At 41.1% G+C, this 23016-nt stretch carries 24 protein-coding genes; 8 read left to right on the forward strand and 16 right to left on the reverse strand.

Annotation, left to right across the window (positions count from 1 at the left end):
* Nucleotides 1-2: 2 nt before the first annotated feature.
* The 6 genes from PVK71_RS13640 to PVK71_RS13665 form a co-directional block, all read right to left on the reverse strand.
* Nucleotides 3-599 (reverse strand): XTP/dITP diphosphatase, encoded by a 597-nt coding sequence (locus PVK71_RS13640; protein WP_130044351.1) that lies wholly within the window; start codon nt 597-599, stop codon nt 3-5.
* 10 nt (nt 600-609) lie between these two features.
* Nucleotides 610-1041: a DUF4426 domain-containing protein gene (locus tag PVK71_RS13645; protein ID WP_274419333.1), complete on the reverse strand. Its 432-nt coding sequence runs from the start codon at nt 1039-1041 to the stop codon at nt 610-612.
* An 89-nt stretch (nt 1042-1130) separates the two neighbouring features.
* Nucleotides 1131-1424 carry a DUF167 family protein YggU gene (gene yggU, locus PVK71_RS13650; protein ID WP_130044349.1) on the reverse strand — a complete coding sequence of 98 codons (294 nt, stop codon included), beginning with the start codon at nt 1422-1424 and terminating at the stop codon, nt 1131-1133.
* Nucleotides 1425-1431: 7 nt separating this feature from the next.
* A complete protein-coding gene (locus PVK71_RS13655) occupies nt 1432-1986 on the reverse strand; it encodes a YggT family protein (protein ID WP_130044348.1) in 555 nt (184 codons plus the stop codon).
* A gap of 64 nt (nt 1987-2050) precedes the next feature.
* Entirely contained in the window at nt 2051-2869 is an 819-nt protein-coding gene (proC, locus tag PVK71_RS13660; RefSeq protein WP_274419334.1) for a pyrroline-5-carboxylate reductase, read from the reverse strand.
* Between the two features lie 64 nt (nt 2870-2933).
* Complete coding sequence (locus PVK71_RS13665; protein WP_274419335.1) at nt 2934-3629, reverse strand: YggS family pyridoxal phosphate-dependent enzyme; 696 nt, start codon at nt 3627-3629, stop codon at nt 2934-2936.
* A 23-nt stretch (nt 3630-3652) separates the two neighbouring features.
* On the opposite strand from PVK71_RS13665, the gene PVK71_RS13670 reads away from it, so the two are divergent.
* Together PVK71_RS13670 and PVK71_RS13675 are read left to right on the forward strand one after the other, a co-directional pair.
* The gene (locus PVK71_RS13670) at nt 3653-4690 is read left to right on the forward strand and encodes a type IV pilus twitching motility protein PilT (RefSeq protein WP_130044345.1); all 1038 of its coding nucleotides are present in this window, start codon (nt 3653-3655) and stop codon (nt 4688-4690) included.
* Nucleotides 4691-4692: 2 nt separating this feature from the next.
* Entirely contained in the window at nt 4693-5799 is a 1107-nt protein-coding gene (locus PVK71_RS13675) for a PilT/PilU family type 4a pilus ATPase (RefSeq protein ID WP_274419336.1), read from the forward strand.
* Between the two features lie 134 nt (nt 5800-5933).
* Here the strand turns inward: PVK71_RS13675 and ruvX are convergent, their stop codons facing one another.
* From ruvX to metK, 7 genes are all read right to left on the reverse strand, one after another.
* Nucleotides 5934-6359 carry a Holliday junction resolvase RuvX gene (ruvX, locus tag PVK71_RS13680; protein WP_274419337.1) on the reverse strand — a complete coding sequence of 142 codons (426 nt, stop codon included), beginning with the start codon at nt 6357-6359 and terminating at the stop codon, nt 5934-5936.
* Nucleotides 6356-6919, reverse strand: coding sequence for a YqgE/AlgH family protein (locus PVK71_RS13685; RefSeq protein WP_274419338.1), 564 nt, complete (start codon nt 6917-6919; stop codon nt 6356-6358). The genes ruvX and PVK71_RS13685 overlap by 4 nt, the downstream gene beginning before the upstream one ends.
* Nucleotides 6920-7002: 83 nt before the next feature.
* The gene (gene gshB, locus PVK71_RS13690) at nt 7003-7950 is read right to left on the reverse strand and encodes a glutathione synthase (protein WP_130044341.1); all 948 of its coding nucleotides are present in this window, start codon (nt 7948-7950) and stop codon (nt 7003-7005) included.
* Nucleotides 7951-7963: 13 nt separating this feature from the next.
* Nucleotides 7964-8695: a 16S rRNA (uracil(1498)-N(3))-methyltransferase gene (gene rsmE, locus PVK71_RS13695; protein ID WP_130044340.1), complete on the reverse strand. Its 732-nt coding sequence runs from the start codon at nt 8693-8695 to the stop codon at nt 7964-7966.
* 78 nt (nt 8696-8773) lie between these two features.
* Nucleotides 8774-9478, reverse strand: coding sequence for a deoxyribonuclease I (gene endA / locus PVK71_RS13700; protein WP_130044339.1), 705 nt, complete (start codon nt 9476-9478; stop codon nt 8774-8776).
* A gap of 114 nt (nt 9479-9592) precedes the next feature.
* Complete coding sequence (locus PVK71_RS13705; RefSeq protein ID WP_274419339.1) at nt 9593-10084, reverse strand: SprT family zinc-dependent metalloprotease; 492 nt, start codon at nt 10082-10084, stop codon at nt 9593-9595.
* 123 nt (nt 10085-10207) lie between these two features.
* Nucleotides 10208-11362 carry a methionine adenosyltransferase gene (metK, locus tag PVK71_RS13710; RefSeq protein ID WP_130046890.1) on the reverse strand — a complete coding sequence of 385 codons (1155 nt, stop codon included), beginning with the start codon at nt 11360-11362 and terminating at the stop codon, nt 10208-10210.
* 386 nt (nt 11363-11748) lie between these two features.
* Here metK and tkt point away from each other — a divergent pair, with 386 nt between their 5' ends.
* From tkt to fbaA, 4 genes are all read left to right on the forward strand, one after another.
* Nucleotides 11749-13743 carry a transketolase gene (tkt, locus tag PVK71_RS13715; protein ID WP_274419340.1) on the forward strand — a complete coding sequence of 665 codons (1995 nt, stop codon included), beginning with the start codon at nt 11749-11751 and terminating at the stop codon, nt 13741-13743.
* A gap of 149 nt (nt 13744-13892) precedes the next feature.
* Nucleotides 13893-14912, forward strand: a complete 1020-nt coding sequence (epd, locus tag PVK71_RS13720) for an erythrose-4-phosphate dehydrogenase (protein ID WP_274419341.1) — start codon at nt 13893-13895, stop codon at nt 14910-14912.
* A 166-nt stretch (nt 14913-15078) separates the two neighbouring features.
* Entirely contained in the window at nt 15079-16242 is a 1164-nt protein-coding gene (locus PVK71_RS13725; protein ID WP_151655499.1) for a phosphoglycerate kinase, read from the forward strand.
* Between the two features lie 154 nt (nt 16243-16396).
* Nucleotides 16397-17473, forward strand: a complete 1077-nt coding sequence (fbaA, locus tag PVK71_RS13730) for a class II fructose-bisphosphate aldolase (RefSeq protein ID WP_130044335.1) — start codon at nt 16397-16399, stop codon at nt 17471-17473.
* A gap of 186 nt (nt 17474-17659) precedes the next feature.
* On the opposite strand, the gene srmB is transcribed toward fbaA, so the two are convergent.
* Both srmB and PVK71_RS13740 read right to left on the reverse strand, forming a co-directional pair.
* The gene (gene srmB / locus PVK71_RS13735) at nt 17660-18904 is read right to left on the reverse strand and encodes an ATP-dependent RNA helicase SrmB (RefSeq protein ID WP_130044334.1); all 1245 of its coding nucleotides are present in this window, start codon (nt 18902-18904) and stop codon (nt 17660-17662) included.
* An 87-nt stretch (nt 18905-18991) separates the two neighbouring features.
* The gene (locus tag PVK71_RS13740) at nt 18992-19696 is read right to left on the reverse strand and encodes a tRNA1(Val) (adenine(37)-N6)-methyltransferase (RefSeq protein ID WP_274419342.1); all 705 of its coding nucleotides are present in this window, start codon (nt 19694-19696) and stop codon (nt 18992-18994) included.
* Nucleotides 19697-19983: 287 nt separating this feature from the next.
* On the opposite strand from PVK71_RS13740, the gene brnQ reads away from it, so the two are divergent.
* On the forward strand, nt 19984-21297 hold the full coding sequence (brnQ, locus tag PVK71_RS13745) for a branched-chain amino acid transport system II carrier protein (RefSeq protein WP_274419343.1): 1314 nt from the start codon (nt 19984-19986) through the stop codon (nt 21295-21297).
* Nucleotides 21298-21404: 107 nt separating this feature from the next.
* On the opposite strand, the gene fldB is transcribed toward brnQ, so the two are convergent.
* A complete protein-coding gene (gene fldB, locus PVK71_RS13750) occupies nt 21405-21923 on the reverse strand; it encodes a flavodoxin FldB (RefSeq protein WP_274419344.1) in 519 nt (172 codons plus the stop codon).
* 143 nt (nt 21924-22066) lie between these two features.
* Between fldB and xerD the strand changes: the two genes are divergently transcribed.
* Nucleotides 22067-22963, forward strand: coding sequence for a site-specific tyrosine recombinase XerD (xerD, locus tag PVK71_RS13755; RefSeq protein ID WP_443111723.1), 897 nt, complete (start codon nt 22067-22069; stop codon nt 22961-22963).
* The last annotated feature ends 53 nt before the right edge of the window (nt 22964-23016 follow it).

The raw sequence follows: 23016 nt of genomic DNA on the forward strand, positions 1-23016 counted from the left end.
ACTTATTTACCTTCCTTTAATGCAGCAAACAGTTTTTTCAGCGCTTTACCACGGTGAGAAAGTTGTTTTTTACGCGCAGGCTCAAGCTCTGCTGAAGAACAGTTATCTTCACTTACCCAGAAGATAGGGTCATAGCCAAAGCCATTTTCACCCTGTTGTTCAGTAGTAATGTGACCTTCCCATGAACCATGACAAATAAGTGGCGTAGGATCGTTCTCGTGCTTCATTAGTACTAATACACAATGAAAGCGTGCAGTACGTTTTTCTGCAGGAATACCGTCCATTGCTGCTAGCATCTTATCAATGTTCTTTTGGTCTGTTGCGCCTTCACCTGAGTAACGTGCAGAGTAAACACCAGGTGCCCCATTTAATGCGTCGACCTCTAGGCCTGAATCATCAGCAATCGCCGGTAAGCCTGTTTCTTTCGCTGCGTGACGCGCTTTAATAATGGCATTTTCAATAAAGGTTGTGCCAGTTTCTGCTACATCAGAGACGTTGAATTCACTTTGTGCAACCACATCAAATCCAAAGTCAGACAGCACATCTGCCATTTCACGAACCTTACCTTGGTTGCCTGTTGCTAGTACGATTTTGCTCATAATGATTCTCTTATTCTTCTACGTAAAACTTTTGATTGAATTTTAATTTGCCTGCACCCTTGGTATTGGCAGATACATCGATATCAAAGCGAAAGGTTTCTTCGTTAGTGATTGGTAGCTCTGCAATGTAGTAAATTGCGTTTTGCTCTTTAATTTCACGGAAGGTTAACGTTTTTGTTTGGCCGAGTAAATTTTTAGCGATCCCTGTAATTTTTGCAGCAATAGCAGGCTTACCTGCTTGTGATATATCTAACACGCTGATGTTAATTAAGGCGTTGTAGCCAGAGCGTTTTAGTTGATAAGCGCGTGCTACTTTTGGAGTTAGAAATGTTGAGTTGAAGGCGGAATAATGAACCTCAACATTTTTAATTTGTACAAATTGACCTGCAAATGTGGGTAAACTAAAAAGAAACAGGGACAAAAGTAAGGTTATTTTTTTCATAGTGATCTTCATATAAAGGCCTCCATATAATACCAAATCCAGTAATTACATTGGTATAAAAAAGCCGAGGATTAACTCGGCATTAATAGTTATTTTGACAGTAATAATTGCTTTATGGCTTCAGGAATTATTTCAGGTGAATGAATTCGAACTTGTTTATGACGATTTAGTTCTCCTTTTTCTACCGTAATTTTTCCTTTAGCCACTTTAAACAGTTTGGAGAAGTACTTAATTAAATGCGCATTTGCTTTTCCATCAACAGGAGGTGCGGTAATCGCAATTTTAAGTTCTTCACCATGTACTCCAACAATTTGATCTCGACTGGCTTTTGGTTGCAGATACAGCCGTAAGATCAAATCATCATTATCGTATTTAACAGGCATCGTTAAATTACAAGCTATACCAAATAGGACCAATTAAATCGCCCATTAAGAAGTTAGCAAATTGAAGTACGATAAACAGCACTAATACGCTTAAGTCGAGTCCGCCCATTTGAGGAAGAATTTTACGAATAGGCGCTAACATTGGTTCTGTTAATTGGTGCATAACGTATTCAATTGGGCTGCGGCCTTGGCTTACCCAACTTAAGATAGCGCGTACTAATAAGATCCAGAACAGCAAACCACCAGCGGCCTTAGCAAGGGCAATCAAACCAATGAATAAAAACTCAGGGCCAAAAGCAACACCGCCTGATACAACTAATTGTAGAGCAACGAACTTCACAACACACAGTACATAAGCAAATAATACAGTGGCTAAGTCTAAGCTACCAATCGATGGGATAATACGACGTAAAGGAGAGACGATTGGTTGTGTCGCTTTTACGATAAATTGTGAAAATGGATTATAGAAGTCAGCTCGTGCAACTTGTAACCAAATTCGTAGGATCACGACCATGATGTATAAATCAAAAACGGTCGAGATTAAAAAGCTCATTGCATTCATAGTTTATTAACCTTAAAAATCATTGGTTTTGAAAATAAAGTGGTTCTGAAAATAGAATTACTTTTTAAAATAGAGATTCCATCTCTTCTGCTCGAGAGACCGCAGCTTGCATAGCCTTAGCGACGATCTCTTGCAGGTTATGTTCGTTAAAGGTGCGTAACGCTTCTGCAGTCGTACCTCCTTTTGAGGTTACTTGCTCGCGCAGTGTTGATAGCTCTGTCTCAGGATTTGCTACCACCATTTCAGCTGCACCAAGTGCCGATTGTTGAACGAGTAGACGCGCAGTCTCTTCACTAAAGCCTTGTTTAATCGCTTCCGCTTGCATTGCTTCCATGAACAAGAAGAAATACGCTGGAGCGCTTCCTGCTGCCGCAATAACCGAGTTAATGCCAGATTCTTTCTCTACCCAACAAACCTCTCCTACCGCTGAAAGTAAATTACCAGCATAGGTTTTGTCTTGTTCTGAGATATGCTCTACCGCAAACAAGCCACTCATGCCTTTACCAACGAGTGCTGGGGTATTTGGCATAACTCGAACTAGATTCAATTCAGTGGTAAACATCTCATTGAGGCGCTTTGCTGAAATACCTGCTGCAATTGAGATAACTAACTTATCTGAGAAATCGACAGTTTGCAGAGGCTCTGCTGCTGCTGCCATCATTTGTGGTTTTACAGCCAAGACAATTACTTCAGCCTGTTGAGCTGCTGTTAAATTATCTGTATTCGTATTGATACCATAGCAACTTTTTAAATACTCAAGCTTCTCTGTACTTGGGTTGGTTGCTGTGATTTTTCCCTTTGGGTAGCCACTGCTAATTAATCCAGCAATGATAGAGCGAGTCATATTGCCCGCACCAATAAAAGCAATGTTGCGATGTTCCATTCGTGTTCCTTACTTTATACCAATCAATTTAGTGATATTGGTATCATTCAAGTTGAGATTCTTTTTAGCCTCTAGCACCAAAAATAGCGGTACCAATTCGAACCATTGTTGAGCCGGCTTCAATTGCGGCATCCATATCGCCACTCATGCCCATTGATAGGGTATCCACTTGCGGATATTGTGCGCGTAATTGGTTTTGAATGGAAGCAAGTTGTGTAAATGCTACCAGTTGTTCATCATAATTAGAGACGTTAGCAGGGATCGACATTAACCCACGTAAAGTTAGGTTTGGCATCTCATTGATTGCCGCTGCCAGTGCCATGACTTCTTCAGATGTGGTGCCTGATTTACTTTCTTCTGAGCTGATATTGACCTGAATAAGCACATTTAGTTTCCCAAGGCTTTCCAGTCGTTGCTCATTCAAGCGTTGTGCTATTTTCAGGCGGTCAATAGAATGAACCCAATCAAAGTGTTCCGCTATTGGGCGAGTTTTATTAGATTGAATAGGTCCAATGAAGTGCCATTCTAATTCTGTATTAGAATGGGTACTTTGGAAGTATTGCACTTTTTCAACGCCTTCTTGAACGTAGTTTTCACCAAATGCGCGTTGACCAGCCTCTATCGCTTGTTCGAGTAAGTCGATAGGTTTGGTTTTACTGACTGCCAGTAATTGCACAGAATCTGGTTGTCGACCACATTTTTGAATGCTATTCCCTATCTGAAGGGTGATTTGATTGATATTTTGCTTAATACTAGTCATAGAAACGATTACCGAGGAAAATTATGGACATCACAGAACTACTGGACTTTAGTGTAAAACAAAATGCGTCAGATCTACACCTATCTGCAGGAGTTCCTCCTATGGTTCGTGTAGATGGGGACGTTCGTAAACTGACATTACCTGATTTTACACACGCAGAAGTTTACCGTTTAGTGACGGACATTATGAATGATGCTCAGCGCAGTGAGTTTGAAGAAAAGTTAGAAGTTGATTTTTCATTTGAGTTGCCGAATGTTGGACGCTTTCGTGTTAATGCGTTTAACCAATCTCGCGGATGTGCAGCAGTATTTAGAACCATTCCTGTTGAGATCCCATCATTAGATCAACTTGTCGCACCAGAGATTTTTACTAACATTGCTAACTATCAAAAAGGCTTAGTATTAATTACAGGGCCGACAGGTTCTGGTAAATCAACGACGCTTGCAGCGATGGTTGATTACATTAATGAAAATCACAATAAGCACGTATTGACGATTGAAGATCCGATTGAGTTTGTGCACAAAAATAAGAAATGTTTGATTAATCAGCGTGAAGTACATCGAGACACACACAGCTTTAAGGCGGCATTACGCTCAGCGCTACGTGAAGATCCTGATGTTATTTTGGTGGGTGAACTTCGTGACCAAGAAACCATTAGTTTAGCATTAACCGCAGCAGAAACGGGTCACTTGGTATTTGGTACCTTACACACCAGTTCAGCAGCTAAAACCATTGACCGTATTATTGATGTATTCCCTGGCAGTGAGAAGTCCATGGTGCGCTCAATGTTGTCAGAATCATTAAAAGCGGTGGTCGCTCAGACATTGTTAAAGCGTAATGGTGGTGGTCGTGTGGCATGTCATGAAATTATGATCGCGACGCCTGCAATTCGTAACTTGATCCGAGAGGATAAAGTAGCGCAAATGTATTCTATTATTCAGACGGGCTCTTCTTTTGGTATGCAAACCATGGAACAAAACGCCAAGAAAATCATTGCCCAAGGTCTAGTCGACCCTGATGAAGTGGCAAAAAAAGTTGATATCAGTAGTGTAGGTTTTTAACTATGAAGTTAGATCAACTGCTAGATAACATGGTACAGAAAAAAGCGTCTGATGTTTATATTACAGTGGATGCCCCATGTTTATTGCGTGTTCACGGTGAGTTTCAGCAGTTAGGTGAGAAACAGACGGTTGATTCTGTCACGGAGTTACTCGCTGAAATGATGAATGATGAGCGTCAAAAAGAGTTTAACCAAAAGCTAGAAGCCAATTTTGCGATTGTAAAAGAGAGTGGTCGTTTTCGTGTTAGTGCGTTTTGGCAACGTGAGCAGCCGGGTGCGGTGATCCGTCGTATTGAAACAACAATACCTTCGATGGATTCGTTAAATTTACCTGAGGTAATGAAGGATCTTGCGATCTCTAAGCGAGGTTTAGTTCTTGTCGTTGGGGCAACAGGTTCGGGGAAATCCACTTCGATGGCGGCGATGACTGGCTATCGAAATGACAATCGTTACGGTCACATATTAACGGTAGAAGATCCGATTGAATTTGTTCATCCGCATAATAAGTGTATTGTTACTCAGCGTGAAGTTGGCTTAGATACACAAAGCTATGAAGTGGCATTGAAGAACTCTTTACGACAAGCGCCAGATATGATTTTAATTGGTGAAATTCGTAGTCGTGAAACCATGGAATATGCAATGACGTTTGCAGAAACTGGCCACCTTTGTATGGCGACGCTGCATGCAAACAATGCCAACCAAGCATTAGAGCGTATTCTTCATTTAGTACCTAAAGATCATAAAGAGCAGTTCTTATTTGATCTTTCAATGAACTTAAAAGGGATCATTGCTCAGCAATTGGTGCCTGATATGAATGGAAATGGTCGTCATGGGGTTTATGAGGTGTTGTTAAATACTCCTCGAATTTCAGATTTGATCCGCCGTGGAGATTTGCATGAGCTAAAAGCAACCATGGCAAAATCACGAGAGTCAGGCATGCAGACGTTTGATCAGTGTTTGTTTGATTTGGTTGTGGCAGAGAAAATTTCTGTGGATGAAGCGTTGCACAGTGCGGATTCAGCGAATGACTTGAGGTTGATGTTAAAGACGAAGCGAGGGGATTCATTTAGCTCGTCGAAGCTTGATAATGTGTCGATATCGTTAGACTAAAAGCGATACGCTTTGCTAACTAGAGCGCTACGCTCTAGAAACTATAAGAGCAGTAATACGTAAATGATTACTGCTCTTAATATCTGCTTTTGATCTTATAGGAGTGAAGCGTTCTAGTCCCTAGTTTCTAGTTCTTAGTCCCACTGATTCTCAAACCAGCTTTCTAAAATCACTACCGCTGACTGACAATCAATATTACCTTTCGATAATGCTTTATAACCACCGTATTCAAACAAATCAGCACGTGCTTCAGCCGTTGATAGACGTTCGTCGTGCAATTCAACTTGCTTACCAAAACGACCATGCAGACGATTAGCAAATTTCTTTGCGCGAGGAGTGATGGTTTCGAGTTCTTTACCATGAAGATCGGTAGGTAAACCGACAACGATCAAATCTGGATTCCACTCTTTAATCTGTTTTTCAATATCATCCCAATTAGGGGTGCCATCTTGAGCTTTAAATGCTTTTAATGGACTTGCAGTACCTGTGATCTCTTGACCAATGGCAGAACCAATACTCTTGGTGCCAAAATCGAATGCCATGATGGTACGTGAACTCATGCGTGTCCAACCTCGCTAGATAGGTTTGCTGGGTTAATGCCTAAAATTTCAATCGCTCTTCGCCAGCGATCAGGAATAGGGGTATCAAAAATAATCGAAGGATCAGCCTCTAACACAAGCCAACTGTTCTCGGACAGTTCTTGTTCAAGTTGTCCTGCGTCCCACCCTGAATATCCGAGAGCAACCAAGTACTTACGTGGCTGAGATTCGGTACCAAGCGTCGCAAGAATATCCTTCGATGTAGTTACTGAAAGTTCGCTTGTCACTCGTATACTTGATGTATAGCGATCTTTCACTGAATGTAATACAAAGCCTCGATCATCAGATACAGGACCACCATTCAATACAGGTTGAGTTAAGGTTTGTGGAAAAATAATAGGAGAGGCGTTCTCTAGTTTTATTTGATCGAGCATGCCTTCCAATGAAATCGGAACCGTTTCATTAATACGTAGCCCCATGGTTCCCTCTGAATCATGCTCACAAATATAGATAACACTTCGATGGAAAAATGGGTCTTTCATACTTGGCATTGCTACTAAAAAATGGTTTTTTAAATCCACAAAGCCTCCTAAAAATTCAGTGTAACTAATGTTGCTTTGCCACTAAAGGGAGTGATGGACTCCCTTTGTTATGCAAGGCTCAATTAAGCGTTAATACGACGCTCGATAGCATCCATTAATTTGCCAGTGATTGAGATATCGAACGCAGCTTCGATCTCTTTAATGCAAGTTGGGCTAGTTACGTTGATTTCAGTTAGTTTGTCACCAATGACATCCAGACCTACAAAGATTAGACCTTTTTCTTTTAATGTTGGAGCAACGGCATTAGCAATCGCCCAGTCAGTCTCACTTAATGGACGCGCTTCACCCGTACCGCCTGCGGCTAAGTTACCACGAGTTTCGCCTTTTGCTGGGATACGAGCTAAGCAGTAAGGCATTGGCTCTCCATCAACCACAAGAATGCGTTTGTCACCATTGCTGATATCTGGAACAAAGGTTTGTGCCATGCAGTAGTTTTGTTCGTGGTTAGTCAGTGTCTCAATGATAACCGATACATTTGGATCGCCAGCTTTTACACGGAAGATAGATGCGCCGCCCATACCATCAAGTGGTTTTAGGATAATATCGCCATGTTCTTCGCGGAAGGCTTTAATTTTTTCAGCTTTACGCGTTACTAGTGTTGTAGGTGTTAACTCAGGGAACCAAGCAGTAAACAGTTTTTCGTTACAATCACGCAGGCTCTGAGGTTTATTAACAATCAATGCACCTTGAATTTCAGCACGCTCTAAAATGTAAGTTGCGTAGATATATTCAGTATCGAATGGAGGATCTTTACGCATTAGTACAGCATCAAGATCAGCAAGGTCGATAGTTTGCTCTGACTTAAATTCATACCAGCTTGTAGGGTCTTCTTTTAATTCAACGACTTTGGTATCTGCAACTGCTTTACCTTGATCTAGGTGTAGGTCAGCCATTTCCATGTAATGGATTTCCCAGCCGCGCTTTTGTGCTTCAAGCATCATGGCAAAGCTAGAGTCTTTTTTGATGTTAATGGATGAGATAGGATCCATTACGATACCTAGTTTGATCATTGTATTTCTCCAGTTAGCCAAGATCGCCAAAACGAACTTGTAAGGCTGTAATTGCGGTAAGCGCTGCGGTTTCAGTTCTTAGAACTCGAGGACCAAGCAACGTTTCTTCAAATTGATATTGTTCTGTCATGTTAATTTCGTCAGACGATAAACCGCCTTCAGGGCCAATTAACAAGCGTACATTTGTCACGGGTTCCGGCAATGTATTGATCGAGTATTTTGCTCTTGGATGAAGGTTTAGTTTTAATCCGTCATACTCTTCGGCACACCACTCTTCTAGAGACATAATTGGGCGAATTTCAGGAACCGTATTACGACCACATTGTTCACAGGCGGCAATCGCTATTTTTTGCCATTGGTCGAGTTTTTTCTCGAAGCGCTCTTTATTTAGCTTCACACCACAACGTTCTGAAATAAGAGGTGTAATGGTATTAACTCCTAGCTCGACAGATTTTTGAATAGTGAATTCCATTTTATCACCACGAGAAACCACTTGGCCTAAGTGTAAATTTAATGGAGATTCACTGCTGCGCTCTATACGTTCGCTGATCTCAACTTCTACGCTTTTCTTTGATGCGGAAGTTATCACAGCAGGAAACTCAGCACCGCTGCCATCAAACAGTAATACGGCTTCACCTTCTTTCATTCGCATAACACGGCCAACATGGTTAGCAGCATCATCGCTTAAATTAATTTTTCCTTGTGAAGGAAGCAGTTCGGGATGATGGATTCTTGGTATTCTCATGGTCTACTTTTCTTTAACTATCTTACATTTAAGGATGGAGGTTAATGGTTGTTTTTTCAACCTCTAAGTTAGTCTATGTTATTTCATGCAGGCTTTATAGACAAATTGGTTATGGTTACCTTGAATTTTAGCAATACGTTTATCACGCTCACATTCCCATGCTGATACAGGGTATTGTTTATTCCACGCTTCCATTAATTGACGCTGTGCTTTGGATAAATTAAAACGATATTCATTATTCATGTATAAATAAGTACGAGCAATGGCACCTCTAGATTGTGCTGGCGGCTCTGCTACACGGCCTTTAAAATCAACTTTAAAAGCACATTGCCCATAATTGGCCCCTTTATTACCGTTCCATTGTGAAAAACGGAAATTAGAACGATCACCATTCACTTCGCCAATGGCTGGAACTAAGTTGTGTAAGTCAGCTTCCATCATTTTGAATTGTTTGTCTTTGCGAGTGCAATTCTTGCGCCCACCATCTTGCCAGCATTGGCGTTGGTGGCCAAACTGCCAAGCTGGGACTACGTGCTCCCACTCGATGCGGCTAGCACGCTTTTCTTGTTTACGAACGTCATAACCACAACTTTGTAAGTCAGGAATACCTTTCTTTTTATCTTTCCATGTAATGTCACAGCCACAATAGAAAGAAGTTGGGTGATCAAGATAGATTTTCACGGCTAGTTTTTTAGCTTTAGAAAATGAGGAAGGGGGAGCTGAAAGTGCATTGAAGCTGAAAGTTATCGCGATGATGCTAATAACTAAGCGAATTAATGTCATGGTAAACCTACTGATTATTATATTAATACAGTAAGGGTAGCCTATTGTTAATTCGCATTATAGATAAATTAATTACTAGGATAAAAAACAGCTGAAATATGTACATTCATACCGCTATGAGCGAGGTTTAATCCATTTTAGTGGGGACTGACACGCTTTACAGAGGTATTGAGTTTCTTTACGTTGAACTCGATTATGACGGCGAACAGTAAGTTCGTGTGTTGTGCATTTGCAACGATAAGGAAAGGTTTTTCCCTTTACCGAATCAACACTAAAGCTGTGCGTGGTTCTTGCTGGTAAATTGAAAACTTGATTCATCACACCTTGCCACTCTTCGCCGTGAGGGCGCACTTGACCATATAGCTTGAATGTGATTAGGTGAGCGATTTCATGAGGGATCACTTCATTAATAAAGGTGTGTTGATTCTCTTCTAATAAAACAGGGTTAATACGAATTTCCCAACCTTGAAGGCGAGCCGTCCCTGCGATTTTTCCACGCTGAGTAAATTTAATTTCTGGTAAAGAAAAAGGGCGATTAAAAAAAGTAGAAGCTTGTTGAATGCATTGCTGAGCTTTAGCTATGGATGCTTGCTGAAGTGGTGTCATTGAATCTCTTTATTTTTAGTATTTAAGTTTTAATACCAAGGTAATTATAAAGAGTATATGGGGCTAGAAAACAAAAAAGGAAGCCGAAGCTCCCTTTTAAATTCAAGGATAAGTAATTAATGCTTACTTAATGCCTGCGAAATCACGAAGGATGTCTGCTTTATCTGTTGCTTCCCATGGGAACTCTTCACGACCGAAGTGACCGTATGCTGCCGTCTTCTTGTAGATTGGCTGAAGAAGATTAAGCATTTCTTGTAGGCCGTACGGGCGTAGATCGAAGTGCTGACGAACCGCTTCAATGATTATGTCGTGAGAGACTTTTTCAGTACCAAACGTTTCAACCATGATTGATGTTGGATCTGCAACACCGATAGCGTATGAAAGTTGAATTTCACAACGATCAGCCATGCCTGCAGCAACAATGTTTTTCGCTACGTAACGTGCTGCGTATGCTGCTGAACGGTCAACTTTTGATGGATCTTTACCAGAGAATGCTCCGCCACCGTGACGAGCTGCGCCGCCGTAAGTATCAACGATGATTTTACGACCAGTCAGGCCACAGTCACCCATTGGGCCACCGATAACAAAGCGACCTGTTGGGTTAATAAAGAACTTAGTCTCTTTATTTAACCATTCTGCAGGAAGTACTGGCTTGATGATCTCTTCCATTACTGCTTCACGTAGGTCAGGTGTTGTTACTGAATCGCAGTGTTGAGTCGAAAGAACAACAGCGTCGATACCAACGATCTTACCTTGGTCGTATTGGAACGTTACTTGAGATTTTGCATCTGGACGTAAGAAATCCAGTTTTCCGCTCTTACGTACTTCAGCTTGCTTTTTAACAAGTAGGTGAGAGTAAGTAATTGGAGCAGGCATTAAGATAGGTGTTTCGTTTGTTGCGTAACCAAACATGATGCCTTGGTCGCCCGCGCCTTGTTCTTTTGGATCGGCTTTATCAACACCTTGGTTGATGTCAGGAGATTGCTTACCAATTGTGTTTAATACTGCACAAGAGTTCGCATCAAAGCCCATATCTGAATGAACATAACCGATATCACGAACGGTTTCACGAGTGATTTCTTCGATATCAACCCACGCAGAAGTAGTTACTTCACCACCGACCATAACCATGCCCGTTTTTACGTACGTTTCACAAGCAACACGAGCTTTTGGATCTTGTTCTAAGATCGCATCAAGTACTGCATCTGAAATTTGGTCGGCAATTTTATCTGGATGACCTTCTGATACAGACTCAGAGGTAAATAGGTGCTTAGCCATAAGGGAGCTCCACTTCTATAAATAATAAGTTCTAAAAATACCCACAATCTATATAAGTCTATACGTATAACAGTGTAGGTGTTTTTCCATCTAGACGTCTATAATAGAGAAAAATTGATTAATTACAACTCATTTCATAGAAGAAAATAAATATAAGACACAACCAATCGTTTGCGTCTAATTGTGGGATTTATTTCAGTAAACAAGGTTTTCTTTCAAATTCGTGAAAAAAAGCGTTTTATTTTATAAGTAATCGTTTGCAGTACAGATTAGCCTTTGCGACAATACGGACCTGCAAATTTAGGTTAATTCATAACGATGAGTTAGCCAGTCAAGAGTTAACTAGCTCAATAAACATATAGTCCTTCGAATTTTCAGGAGCAGGCATGTCTTCACGTAAACATCTAGCAAATGCAATCCGCGCTTTAAGCATGGATGGTGTTCAACAAGCAAATTCTGGTCACCCTGGCGCACCTATGGGTATGGCAGACATCGCTGAAGTATTATGGCGTAGCCACCTAAATCACAACCCACAGAATCCAGAGTGGGCTGATCGCGACCGTTTCATTCTTTCAAATGGTCACGGTTCAATGCTGATTTACTCTCTGCTTCATCTTTCTGGTTATGACCTTTCTATCGAAGACTTAAAAAACTTCCGTCAGCTGCACTCTAAAACGCCAGGTCACCCTGAGTACGGTTATGCACCAGGTATCGAAACAACGACTGGTCCATTAGGCCAAGGCATCACAAACGGTGTTGGTATGGCAATGGCCGAGAAAGCATTGGCAGCGCAATTTAACCGTGAAGGCCATGATATCGTTGACCACAACACTTACGTGTTCATGGGTGACGGTTGTTTAATGGAAGGTATCTCTCACGAAGCGTGTTCTTTAGCGGGTACTCTTGGTCTTGGTAAGCTAGTTGCTTTCTGGGATGACAACGGTATTTCTATTGATGGTGAAGTTGAAGGTTGGTTCTCTGATGACACACCTAAACGTTTTGAAGCGTACGGCTGGCATGTAATCCCGGCTGTTGATGGTCACGATGCTGATGCAATCAACGCTGCAATTATTGCAGCAAAAACGGATCCTCGTCCGACGTTGATCTGTACTAAAACAGTGATTGGCTTTGGTTCTCCAAACAAGCAAGGTACACACGACTGTCATGGTGCTCCACTAGGTGCTGATGAAATTGCAGCAACTAAGAAAGCATTAGGTTGGGAGTTCGGCGCATTTGAAATTCCAACAGACGTGGCTGCTGAGTGGGATGCAAAAGAAGCGGGTTCTGAAAAAGAAGCAGCTTGGAATGCTAAATTTGATGCGTATGCAGCGGCATACCCTGAGCTTGCAGCTGAATACAAGCGTCGTGTAAATGGCGATTTACCTGCAGAGTGGGAAGAAAAAGCATCGGCAATCATTGCAGATCTTCAAGCGAACCCTGCAAACATCGCTTCACGTAAAGCCTCTCAAAATGCACTAGAAGCGTTTGGTGCTATGTTGCCTGAATTCATGGGTGGCTCTGCTGACCTTGCGCCTTCTAACCTAACTATGTGGTCTGGTTCTAAGTCACTAACTGCTGAAGATTTCTCTGGTAACTACATTCACTACGGTGTGCGTGAGTTTGGTATGACGGCTATCATGAACGGTATTGCTCTGCACGGTGGTTTCGTACCGTACGGCGCAACTTTCCTAATGTTCATGGAGTACGCTCGTAACGCAATGCGCATGGCTGCACTGATGAAAGTGCAAAACATCCAAGTTTACACGCATGACTCTATCGGTCTTGGCGAAGATGGCCCAACTCACCAGCCAGTTGAGCAAATTGCTTCTCTACGTCTAACACCAAACATGAGCACATGGCGCCCATGTGACCAAGTTGAATCTGCAGTCGCATGGAAACTGGCTATCGAGCGTAAAGATGGTCCTTCTTCTTTAATTTTCTCTCGTCAAAACCTTGCACAGCAAGAGCGTACACAAGAGCAAGTTACAAACATTGCTAAGGGTGCTTACATCCTAAAAGATTGTGACGGTCAGCCTGAGCTTATCCTTATCGCAACAGGTTCAGAAGTTGAGCTTGCAGTAGAAGCAGCAGCACAACTAACTGCTGAAGGTAAATCAGTACGTGTTGTTTCAATGCCATCAACAGATGCATTTGATAAGCAAGACGAAGCGTACCGTGAAGCGGTTTTACCATCATCAGTAACTAAGCGTATCGCTGTTGAAGCTGGTATTGCTGATTTCTGGTACAAGTACGTTGGTTTCGGTGGCAAGATCATCGGTATGACAACGTTTGGTGAATCTGCACCTGCTGATGAGCTATTCAAAATGTTTGGTTTCACTACAGAAAACGTAGTAAACACAGCAAAAGAGCTTTTGGCTTAATTAAATAAAAGCATTCGCTTAATTTAGTGATAAGTCATACATAAAATTGAAAGCGAAGTTATCGAAAGGTGGCTTCGCTTTTTTGATCCTTTAAGAAATAATGGAAAAGGGTACAATAGCCTTAAATGGAATTGAGGAAACAAAGCGTTATGTTGAGAGTGGCGATAAATGGATTTGGTCGAATTGGGCGTAGCGTACTTCGCGCGTTGTATGAAAGTGGTAAACGCGATCAAATTGAAGTGGTAGCTGTTAATGAGTTATCACAGCCTGAAGGCATGGCTCATCTTCTTCAGTACGATTCTACTCATGGACGCTTTCAGCATAAAGTCACTCATGATCAAGAATATCTTTATATCGATTTCCCTGATGGCTCTCAAGATAAGATTAGAATCGTACATCAAGCTGATCTTTCTCTTTTGCCGTGGCAATCATTAGGTGTTGATTTGGTTTTGGACTGTACAGGGGTTTATGGCTCTAAAGCGGATGGAGAAAAGCACATCGAAGCAGGCGCTAAAAAGGTTCTGTTTTCTCATCCTGGTGATACTGATTTAGATAACACAATTATCTATGGCGTGAATCACGATACGTTATTACCAGAGCACCGAATTGTGTCGAATGGCTCTTGCACCACCAATTGTATTATTCCTGTCATTAAAGCCATTGATGATGCGTTTGGGATTGATTCTGGCACCATTACTACTATCCATTCTTCTATGAATGACCAGCAAGTGATTGATGCTTATCACTCTGATTTGCGTCGAACTCGCGCAGCTAGCCAATCTATTATTCCTGTCGATACCAAATTGCATAAAGGTATTGAGCGAATTTTCCCGAAATTTTCCAACAAGTTTGAGGCGATTTCCGTGCGAGTGCCGACAGTAAATGTCACCGCGATGGATTTAAGTGTAACAATTAATACAAATGTGAAAGTTAATGACATAAATCAAACCATTGTTAACGCATCTCGGTGTACATTACATAACATTGTTGACTATACTGAAGCGCCGCTTGTTTCTATCGACTTTAATCATGATCCCCATAGCGCCATTGTCGATGGGTCACAAACAAGAGTAAGTAATGGGCATTTAGTTAAAATGCTAGTTTGGTGCGATAACGAGTGGGGATTTGCTAATCGGATGTTAGATACCGCATTAGTAATGAGAAAATAAAAGCATCAATCAAACAATTTGTGATGGAAAGAGAAAAAAGATTAATTTTCACCTTGAAAAAAGTGAACTCCATCCCTATTTACTGAATAATGCAGTAAGAATTTAATCGGTTTGGCAATGATGCCGAGCTTGAAAACTTTTTATTATTTAATTGAGAGGACAAAACATGTCTGTAATCAAGATGACTGACCTGGAACTTGCAGGTAAACGCGTATTTATCCGTGCTGACCTAAACGTACCAGTTAAAGATGGTAAAGTAACTTCTGATGCTCGTATCCTTGCATCTCTACCAACTATCAAGCTTTGCTTGGAAGCTGGCGCTAAAGTAATGGTTACTTCTCACCTAGGTCGTCCAACGGAAGGCGAGTACAACGAAGAGTTCTCTCTAGCTCCTGTAGTTAACTACTTAAATGACGCACTAGATTGTGACGTTAAACTAGCGAAAGATTACCTAGATGGTCTTGAATTAAACGCTGGTGAGCTAGTTGTTCTTGAAAACGTTCGCTTTAACAAAGGCGAGAAGAAGAACGAAGAAGAGCTTTCTAAAAAATATGCAGCATTATGTGACATCTTCGTAATGGACGCATTTGGTACTGCTCACCGTGCACAAGCATCTACTCACGGTGTTGGCATGAACGCTCCTGTAGCGTGTGCTGGTCCTCTTCTAGCAGCTGAACTTGAAGCACTTGGTAAAGCAATGGACAACCCAGCTCGTCCATTAGTTGCTATCGTTGGTGGCTCTAAAGTATCTACTAAGCTGACTGTTCTTGAGTCTCTATCTAAAATCGCTGACCAACTTGTTGTTGGTGGTGGTATCGCGAACACATTCATCGCTGCTGAAGGTCACAATGTAGGTAAGTCTTTATACGAAGCTGACCTAGTTGAGACTGCTCAAAAATTAATGAAAGAGTGTGCAATCCCAGTAGCTACTGATGTTGCATGTGCAAAAGCATTTGATGAAAACGCTGAAGCTGAAATCAAGCACGTTTCTGAAGTACAAGACGACGACATGATCTTCGACCTTGGTCCAGATTCAACAGCTGCTCTTGCTGAAATCATCAGCAATGCAAAAACAATTCTTTGGAATGGCCCAGTTGGCGTATTTGAATTCAAAAACTTTGAAGCAGGTACTGCGGGTATTTCTAAAGCAATCGCTGATTCTGAAGGTTTCTCTGTAGCAGGTGGTGGTGATACGCTAGCAGCTATCGATAAGTTCGGTATCAAAGCTGACGTTTCTTACATTTCTACAGGTGGCGGTGCATTCCTTGAGTTCGTTGAAGGTAAAGTACTTCCTGCAGTAGCAATGCTTGAAGAGCGTGCTAAAGCATAATTATTTAAAAGCGGGAATCTAATCATTCCCGCTTTTTACGTTTGTTGATGACCATGTTTATTGATACAATAGCAAGAGTTGTGAGCAAACGTTTGCAAAAATTTAAACGTAAGTTTTTTAATTTTAAAACGATAGAATAAATAGGACTATTTCCATGTCTAAGATCTTCGATTTTGTAAAACCTGGTGTTATTTCTGGCGACGACGTACAGAAAGTATTTGAAGTAGCAAAAGAAAACAAATTTGCTCTTCCTGCTGTAAACGTAGTTAACACAGATTCAATCAACGGCGTTTTAGAAGCTGCTTCTAAAGTTAAAGCTCCTGTTGTTGTTCAGTTCTCTAACGGCGGTGCTGGTTTCTTCGCTGGTAAAGGCGTTAAACTTGAAGGTCAAGGTGCACAAATCCTTGGTGCTGTAGCTGGTGCAAAATACGTACACGCTGTTGCTGAATCTTACGGTGTTCCAGTTATTCTTCACACTGACCACGCTGCTAAGAAACTTCTTCCATGGATCGACGGTCTACTAGACGCTGGTGAAGAGTTCTTCGCTCAAACTGGTAAGCCTCTATTCTCTTCTCACATGATCGACCTTTCTGAAGAGTCTCTAGAAGAAAACATCGAAATCTCTGGCCAATACCTTGCGCGTATGGCTAAGATGAACATGACTCTAGAAATCGAACTAGGTTGTACTGGTGGTGAAGAAGACGGCGTTGATAACTCTGATATGGACGCATCTGAGCTTTACACTTCTCCTGAAGATGTTGCATACGCATACGAGAAACTAACGGCTATCAGCCCACGTTTCACTATCGCTGCATCTTTCGGTAACGTACATGGTGTTTACCAAGCTGGTAACGTTGTACTTACTCCAACTATCCTACGTGACTCTCAAGCATACTGTGCAGAGAAGTTTGGTATCGCACCTAACGCTCTAAACTTCGTATTCCACGGTGGTTCTGGTTCTTCTGAAGCAGAAATCCAAGAGTCTATCGGTTACGGTGTTATCAAAATGAACATCGATACTGATACACAGTGGGCTACATGGGATGGTATCCGTACTTACTCTGCTGAAAACTTCGATTTCCTACAAGGTCAAATCGGTAACCCAACTGGCGAAGCTGCGCCAAACAAGAAGTACTACGATCCACGCGTATGGTTACGTGCTGGTCAAGCTTCTATGGTTACTCGTCTTGAGAAAGCATTTGCTGACCTTAACGCAATCGACGTACTATAATTTTTATTATAGACAGCTCGAATTGAGTTAATAAAAAACCCGCTGATTAGCGGGTTTTTTTATGTCTGAATTCTTTAAGCGAAGCGATCTGAACTCTTTCTTTTTAAAATAAAAAAGCAGCCTGTAATACAGACTGCTTTTATCGTTTCTAGCGCGTAGCGTTCTAGCTAGCGAAGCGTATAGAAATTACTTTTTCTTTTTCTTCTTCGGTGCGTTTTTCTTCGCTAGAGCCGCTTTCTTCTTCGCATTTTTTTTCTGTTTGTTTTTGAAAACAGGTTTTTTATGCTGAGGTTTTAAGCCCTCAATAAAGCGCTCTTTAATCACTTCTTCTTCTTTTACGTAACGGCCAACACGTTCCATCATTGGTTGGTCATGTGCTTCGATTAACGAAACAGCACTACCTTTATTACCCGCACGAGCAGTACGACCGATACGGTGTAGGTACACGTCAGCAGTACGAGGCATATCAAAGTTAATTACATGGCTTACGTTTGGTAAATCGATACCACGAGCAGCAACGTCGGTTGCAATAAGCACATTCACTTTACCATCACGGAAACGAGCGATAGCATTGTTACGGCTCTCTTGTGGCATATCGCCTTGTAACCATGCACATGAAATCTTAGCGGTTTCTAAGTGGCCGCGAAGCTCAGCAAGACGCTCGCGCGTTTTAACAAAGACAATTGAGCGCTCAGCTTGTTGAGTTAAGATGCTTTTTAATAGCTCAATTTTATGAGGCATATTATCAGCACGGTGATACCACTGTGTGATCTTCTTACGCTCACGACGTGATGGCTCAGCATTAATTTCAGCTGGCTCATTCAGTAGGTCGGCTGTGAAACCTTCGACACCACGACCTTCTAATGTTGCAGAGAACAAGAAGGTTTGTTTACGCCAGCGACACTCTTTTGAAAGACGGTCAACTACAGGGCCAAAGCCCATGTCTAGCATGCGGTCAGCTTCATCAAGGATCAGAGTTTCAATCGCTCGACAGTCAAAGCGCTCAGCTTCAATGTATTCCATTAAACGACCTGGTGTAGCTACAACGATATCTTGAGTAGTAGCAAGAATATCAGCGTGATCTTGGTAGCTAATGCCGCCAGTGATTGTAAATACTTTATGGCGTGTGTACTTTGATAATTCACGAGCTTCATCGGCAACTTGAATAGCAAGTTCACGAGTTGGCGTCAGGATCAGAATACGCGCAGGTCCTGGATCACGACGAGGGAAATCATCAAGATGTTGCAATGCAGGTAATAAGAAAGCCGCAGATTTACCTGTGCCTGTTGGAGCAGAAGCAAGAATGTCTTTTCCTTCTAATGCTTCAGGAATAGCCATAGCCTGAACTTGAGTTGGACGTTGATAACCAATCTCCTCAAGAGCGCGCAGTAGGTTAGGGGATAGATCGAGATCAGCAAACGTTTTGATCACTGTAGATTCTCCGTTCAGGTCTAAAGAGTATAAATATGATGTTAGCCAGACATTATAGTGATTTATTAGAGATGGATCACCGATCTTTTAGCCCATATTCAGATAAAAGCATCTTGTGAGCTTAATAAAGTCATCACTATAGCCATTTCCATTGTGTATTATTAATGTATTCTCTTGATAATCATAAGGAAAAGAAGATATCTCGATCAGTAATCGAGAGGTGTCTTTTTTTTCGGTTGTTTTTACATTTGTCAGTTTTGTTAAGTGAAAACCGAGAGTTTTGGCAATTTTGATAAATTGCTTCCCCTCAAAAAGAGGAAGAATGAAGCTGGCTCGCCCCTTCGGTGAAAGTAGTTTTTTGCACTGAGTTAATAAATCACTGAAAGGTAAACTGTCTGTATGACGGGCAGATGAGCGTTCGCCTTTTTGTGATTGTTCACCGCTAGTAAAGTAAGGAGGGTTACAAATAATAGCTTCGTATTGCTTTTTGGGAGAGTAACTTAAAATATTCTGATGAAATACCCTAATACGATCTGACCATGGTGAATGAATAATATTCTTAGTTGCTACCTCTACAGCAATAGGCATTAATTCAACCGCGTCAATAGCACTCGATATTTCACGTTGTGCACACATTAAGCTTAATAACCCTGTCCCACAACCAATGTCTAATATGGATTGGCATTCATTAATATTAGCCCAAGCACCGAGTAACACACCGTCTGTGCTTACCGGCATTCCGCATTGACCTATATCGATATGAAATTGTTTGAAAGTGAAGCTTTTATTCATGACTGTTCCAATATAGCAATAGTTGTTGATGTTGTAATTATATTGTTAATTAGTTTGATGTTCTATTTTTGATCTTTTGTTGATTCTTTGAATGTTAACTGATCACTCTTTTATAAACGCAATAAACAGAGTAATAAACTGCTTATTAAGTATGTAGCAATTCAATTATGGTGTTTTTCTCTGAACTATTGCGGATTATCGATAATTTGTTCATTATTCTGACATAAATATCAAAAAAGATATAAAACACAACATTAAATACACACAACATTATACAAGGGTTTCTTATGAAACAGTCATTAAAACTCACAGATATCATTGCCGTAGGCTTTATGCTTTTTGCCTTCTTCTTAGGCGCTGGTAATATCATTTTCCCACCAATCGCAGGCCAAATGGCGGGTGAGCACGTATACAGTGCTATGGGTGGATTTCTAATTACGGCAGTGGGTTTGCCACTATTAACCATTATTGCTATCGGTGTTGCTGGTGGTTCTTGGCAACAACTGACTCGTGATTTACCACCAAAAGTCGCGATGATCATGGCTATCTTAATGTTTGTAATTATTGGGCCTGCATTTGCTGCACCACGTACAGGTCTAGTTGCGTATGAAATGGCGGCAAAACCATTTATGTCAGCAGAGGCAGGACAGTTATCGTTAACGCTATTTTCAATCGCTTTCTTCTCAATCGCAATGTTTTTTGCATGGTCTCAAGGTAAGCTTATCGATACGATTGGTAAGTTCTTAACACCTGCATTATTTATCGGTTTAATCATTCTAGCGGTTGCGGTATTTGTTAATCCACAAGGTGATATTGTGGCAGCAACGGGTAACTATATTGAGCAACCATTAACGACTGGCTTCTTTGAAGGTTATAACACCATGGATACATTTGGTGCGTTAATGTTTGGTATTTTAATTATTGACGCATTAAAAAAGAAAGGCATTACAGAGCATAAAGCAACGACTAAGTATTTAACGGCCGCGGGTTGTATTGCAGCATTAGGCTTAGCATTTGTTTATGTCTCTTTATTCTATTTAGGGGCAACGTCAAGTGCGGTTGCACCTGGTGCGGCCAACGGTGGTGCGATTCTAACGGCTTATACTCATGCACTGTTTGGTTCTTCAGGCCAAATCGTATTATCAGTTATCGTATTAATTGCATGTCTAACCACGGCTATTGGTCTTATCTCTGCATGTGCAGACTACTTTAGCTCTATCTGTAAAGTAACGTACAAAACATGGGTTATTGTTGTTGGTGTTGCTTGTGCAGTGGTTGCTAACGTGGGCCTAACACAGTTAATTGCTTTGTCTGTACCTGTTTTATTCTTACTTTACCCAGTGGCGATTGCTTTAGTTGCATTAGCGTTTGTTCGTAAGATGATGCCAAACCCTCGTCTTGCATATCGTGTTGTGATTTTAGTAGCGACGTGTTTTGCTGTATTAGATGCAGCGAAAGTGGCAGGAGCAGATATGTCAGCGTTCTCAATGCTACCATTATTTAATCATGGTATGGCTTGGGTTATCCCAACGTTTGCTTCGATGATTGTCGTACGTTTTGTTGGCAAGAAAGAAGACGAGCTAGTGACTGAAAACGCATAATTTTAGAAAATAGAACTATAAGAGCGAGTGTAACTGTTTAAGTTTACTCGCTCTTTTCTTTTATAGGAGCGAAGCGATCTAGTTAGCGAAGCGTATCGTTTCTAGTTTTAAAGTGAATCGTGATACTCCACTAACACCTGCTCACACCATTGCTCAATACGCTCATCACTCTTATCATATTGGCTGTCTTCATCTAACGCCAAACCAACAAAGTGAGATTCATCTTCAGTCAACGCTTTTGATGCATCAAACTGATAGCCTTCGTTTTTCCAATAACCGATAAACGTAGCATTAGTGGCTTTTAATTCATCGTGCAATAACCCCATCGCATCTAAGAACCATTCGCCATAGCCTTCTTGATCACCAAGGCCAAATAGAGCAATAGTTTTACCTTCTAGAGAAAGGCCATCTAACTCTTCCCATACAGCTAACCAGTCTTCTTGAATTTCACCAAAATCCCATGTTGATATCCCAAGCAATAGCAGATCGTAATCGTTCATTGTTGTTACTGGCGTTTCTTTAATATTGTAGATATCAACCAGTTCTTCACCCATGATTGCTCTGATTTTTTCAGAAGCCATTTCGGTGTAACACGTGGAAGAGCCGTAAAATAGACCAATTTTCATTTTAACTACCATATTAATGAGGACGAAAGCCTAGTGTACCGCAAATGATTCTTAAAATTAAACTTGCAATGAAAGCCGTGATAATTGTTTAATACTGTAATTCTAACCAGTGTTTTTTTGGTTTTCAGTAAATGGTGATGGCAATGAACAATGATATGGCTTTAATTGAGCGTTTTTTAGATACCATGTGGATGGAGCGTGGTTTATCTGAGAATACGTTGGCTTCGTATCGAAATGATTTGGTGAAATTACTGCAATGGCTAGAAGATAATCATTATAAGTGTGCCTCTATTTCAGCAATGGGATTAAATGAATATCAAGCGTACTTGGTAGATAAAGAATATAAACAAACATCTCGAGCGAGAATGCTGTCGGCTTTGCGTCGTTTTTTCCAATATTTACATCGAGAGAAAATTCGTGGTGATGACCCAACGGCACTATTAATGAGCCCTAAACTACCGCAACGATTACCTAAAGATTTGAGTGAGGATCAAGTAAACGATTTATTAGAAGCACCTAATGTCGATGATCCACTAGAGCTTCGTGATCGTGCGATGTTAGAACTGCTTTATGCAACCGGTTTGCGTGTGACGGAATTAGTCAGTTTAACCATGGAAAACTTGAGTCTTCGTCAAGGTGTGGTTCGTGTTACTGGTAAGGGTGACAAAGAACGTTTAGTGCCGATGGGAGAAAATGCGGTAGATTGGATTCAAACGTTTTTAGACCAAGGACGCCCGGCTTTACTTGGTGAAAAAAGTTCAGATGTGGTTTTTCCAAGTAAAAGAGCAAGACAGATGACAAGGCAAACCTTTTGGCATCGTATTAAACATTATGCGGTGATTGCCGATATTGATACGGATAAATTATCGCCACATGTCCTGCGTCATGCGTTTGCGACACATTTATTAAACTATGGCGCAGATCTACGTGTCGTACAAATGTTACTAGGACATAGTGATCTTTCGACAACACAAATATATACTCACGTAGCAACGGAACGTTTAAAACAGATCCATCAAGAGCATCACCCTCGTTCATAGTGTAAAGGGAACTTCTTGTTGGTTTACTACTCTAAAATTTAAACCTTCTATTT

The sequence above is a fragment of the Aliivibrio sp. S4MY1 genome, from assembly GCF_028765545.1.
Lineage (GTDB): Bacteria > Pseudomonadota > Gammaproteobacteria > Enterobacterales > Vibrionaceae > Aliivibrio.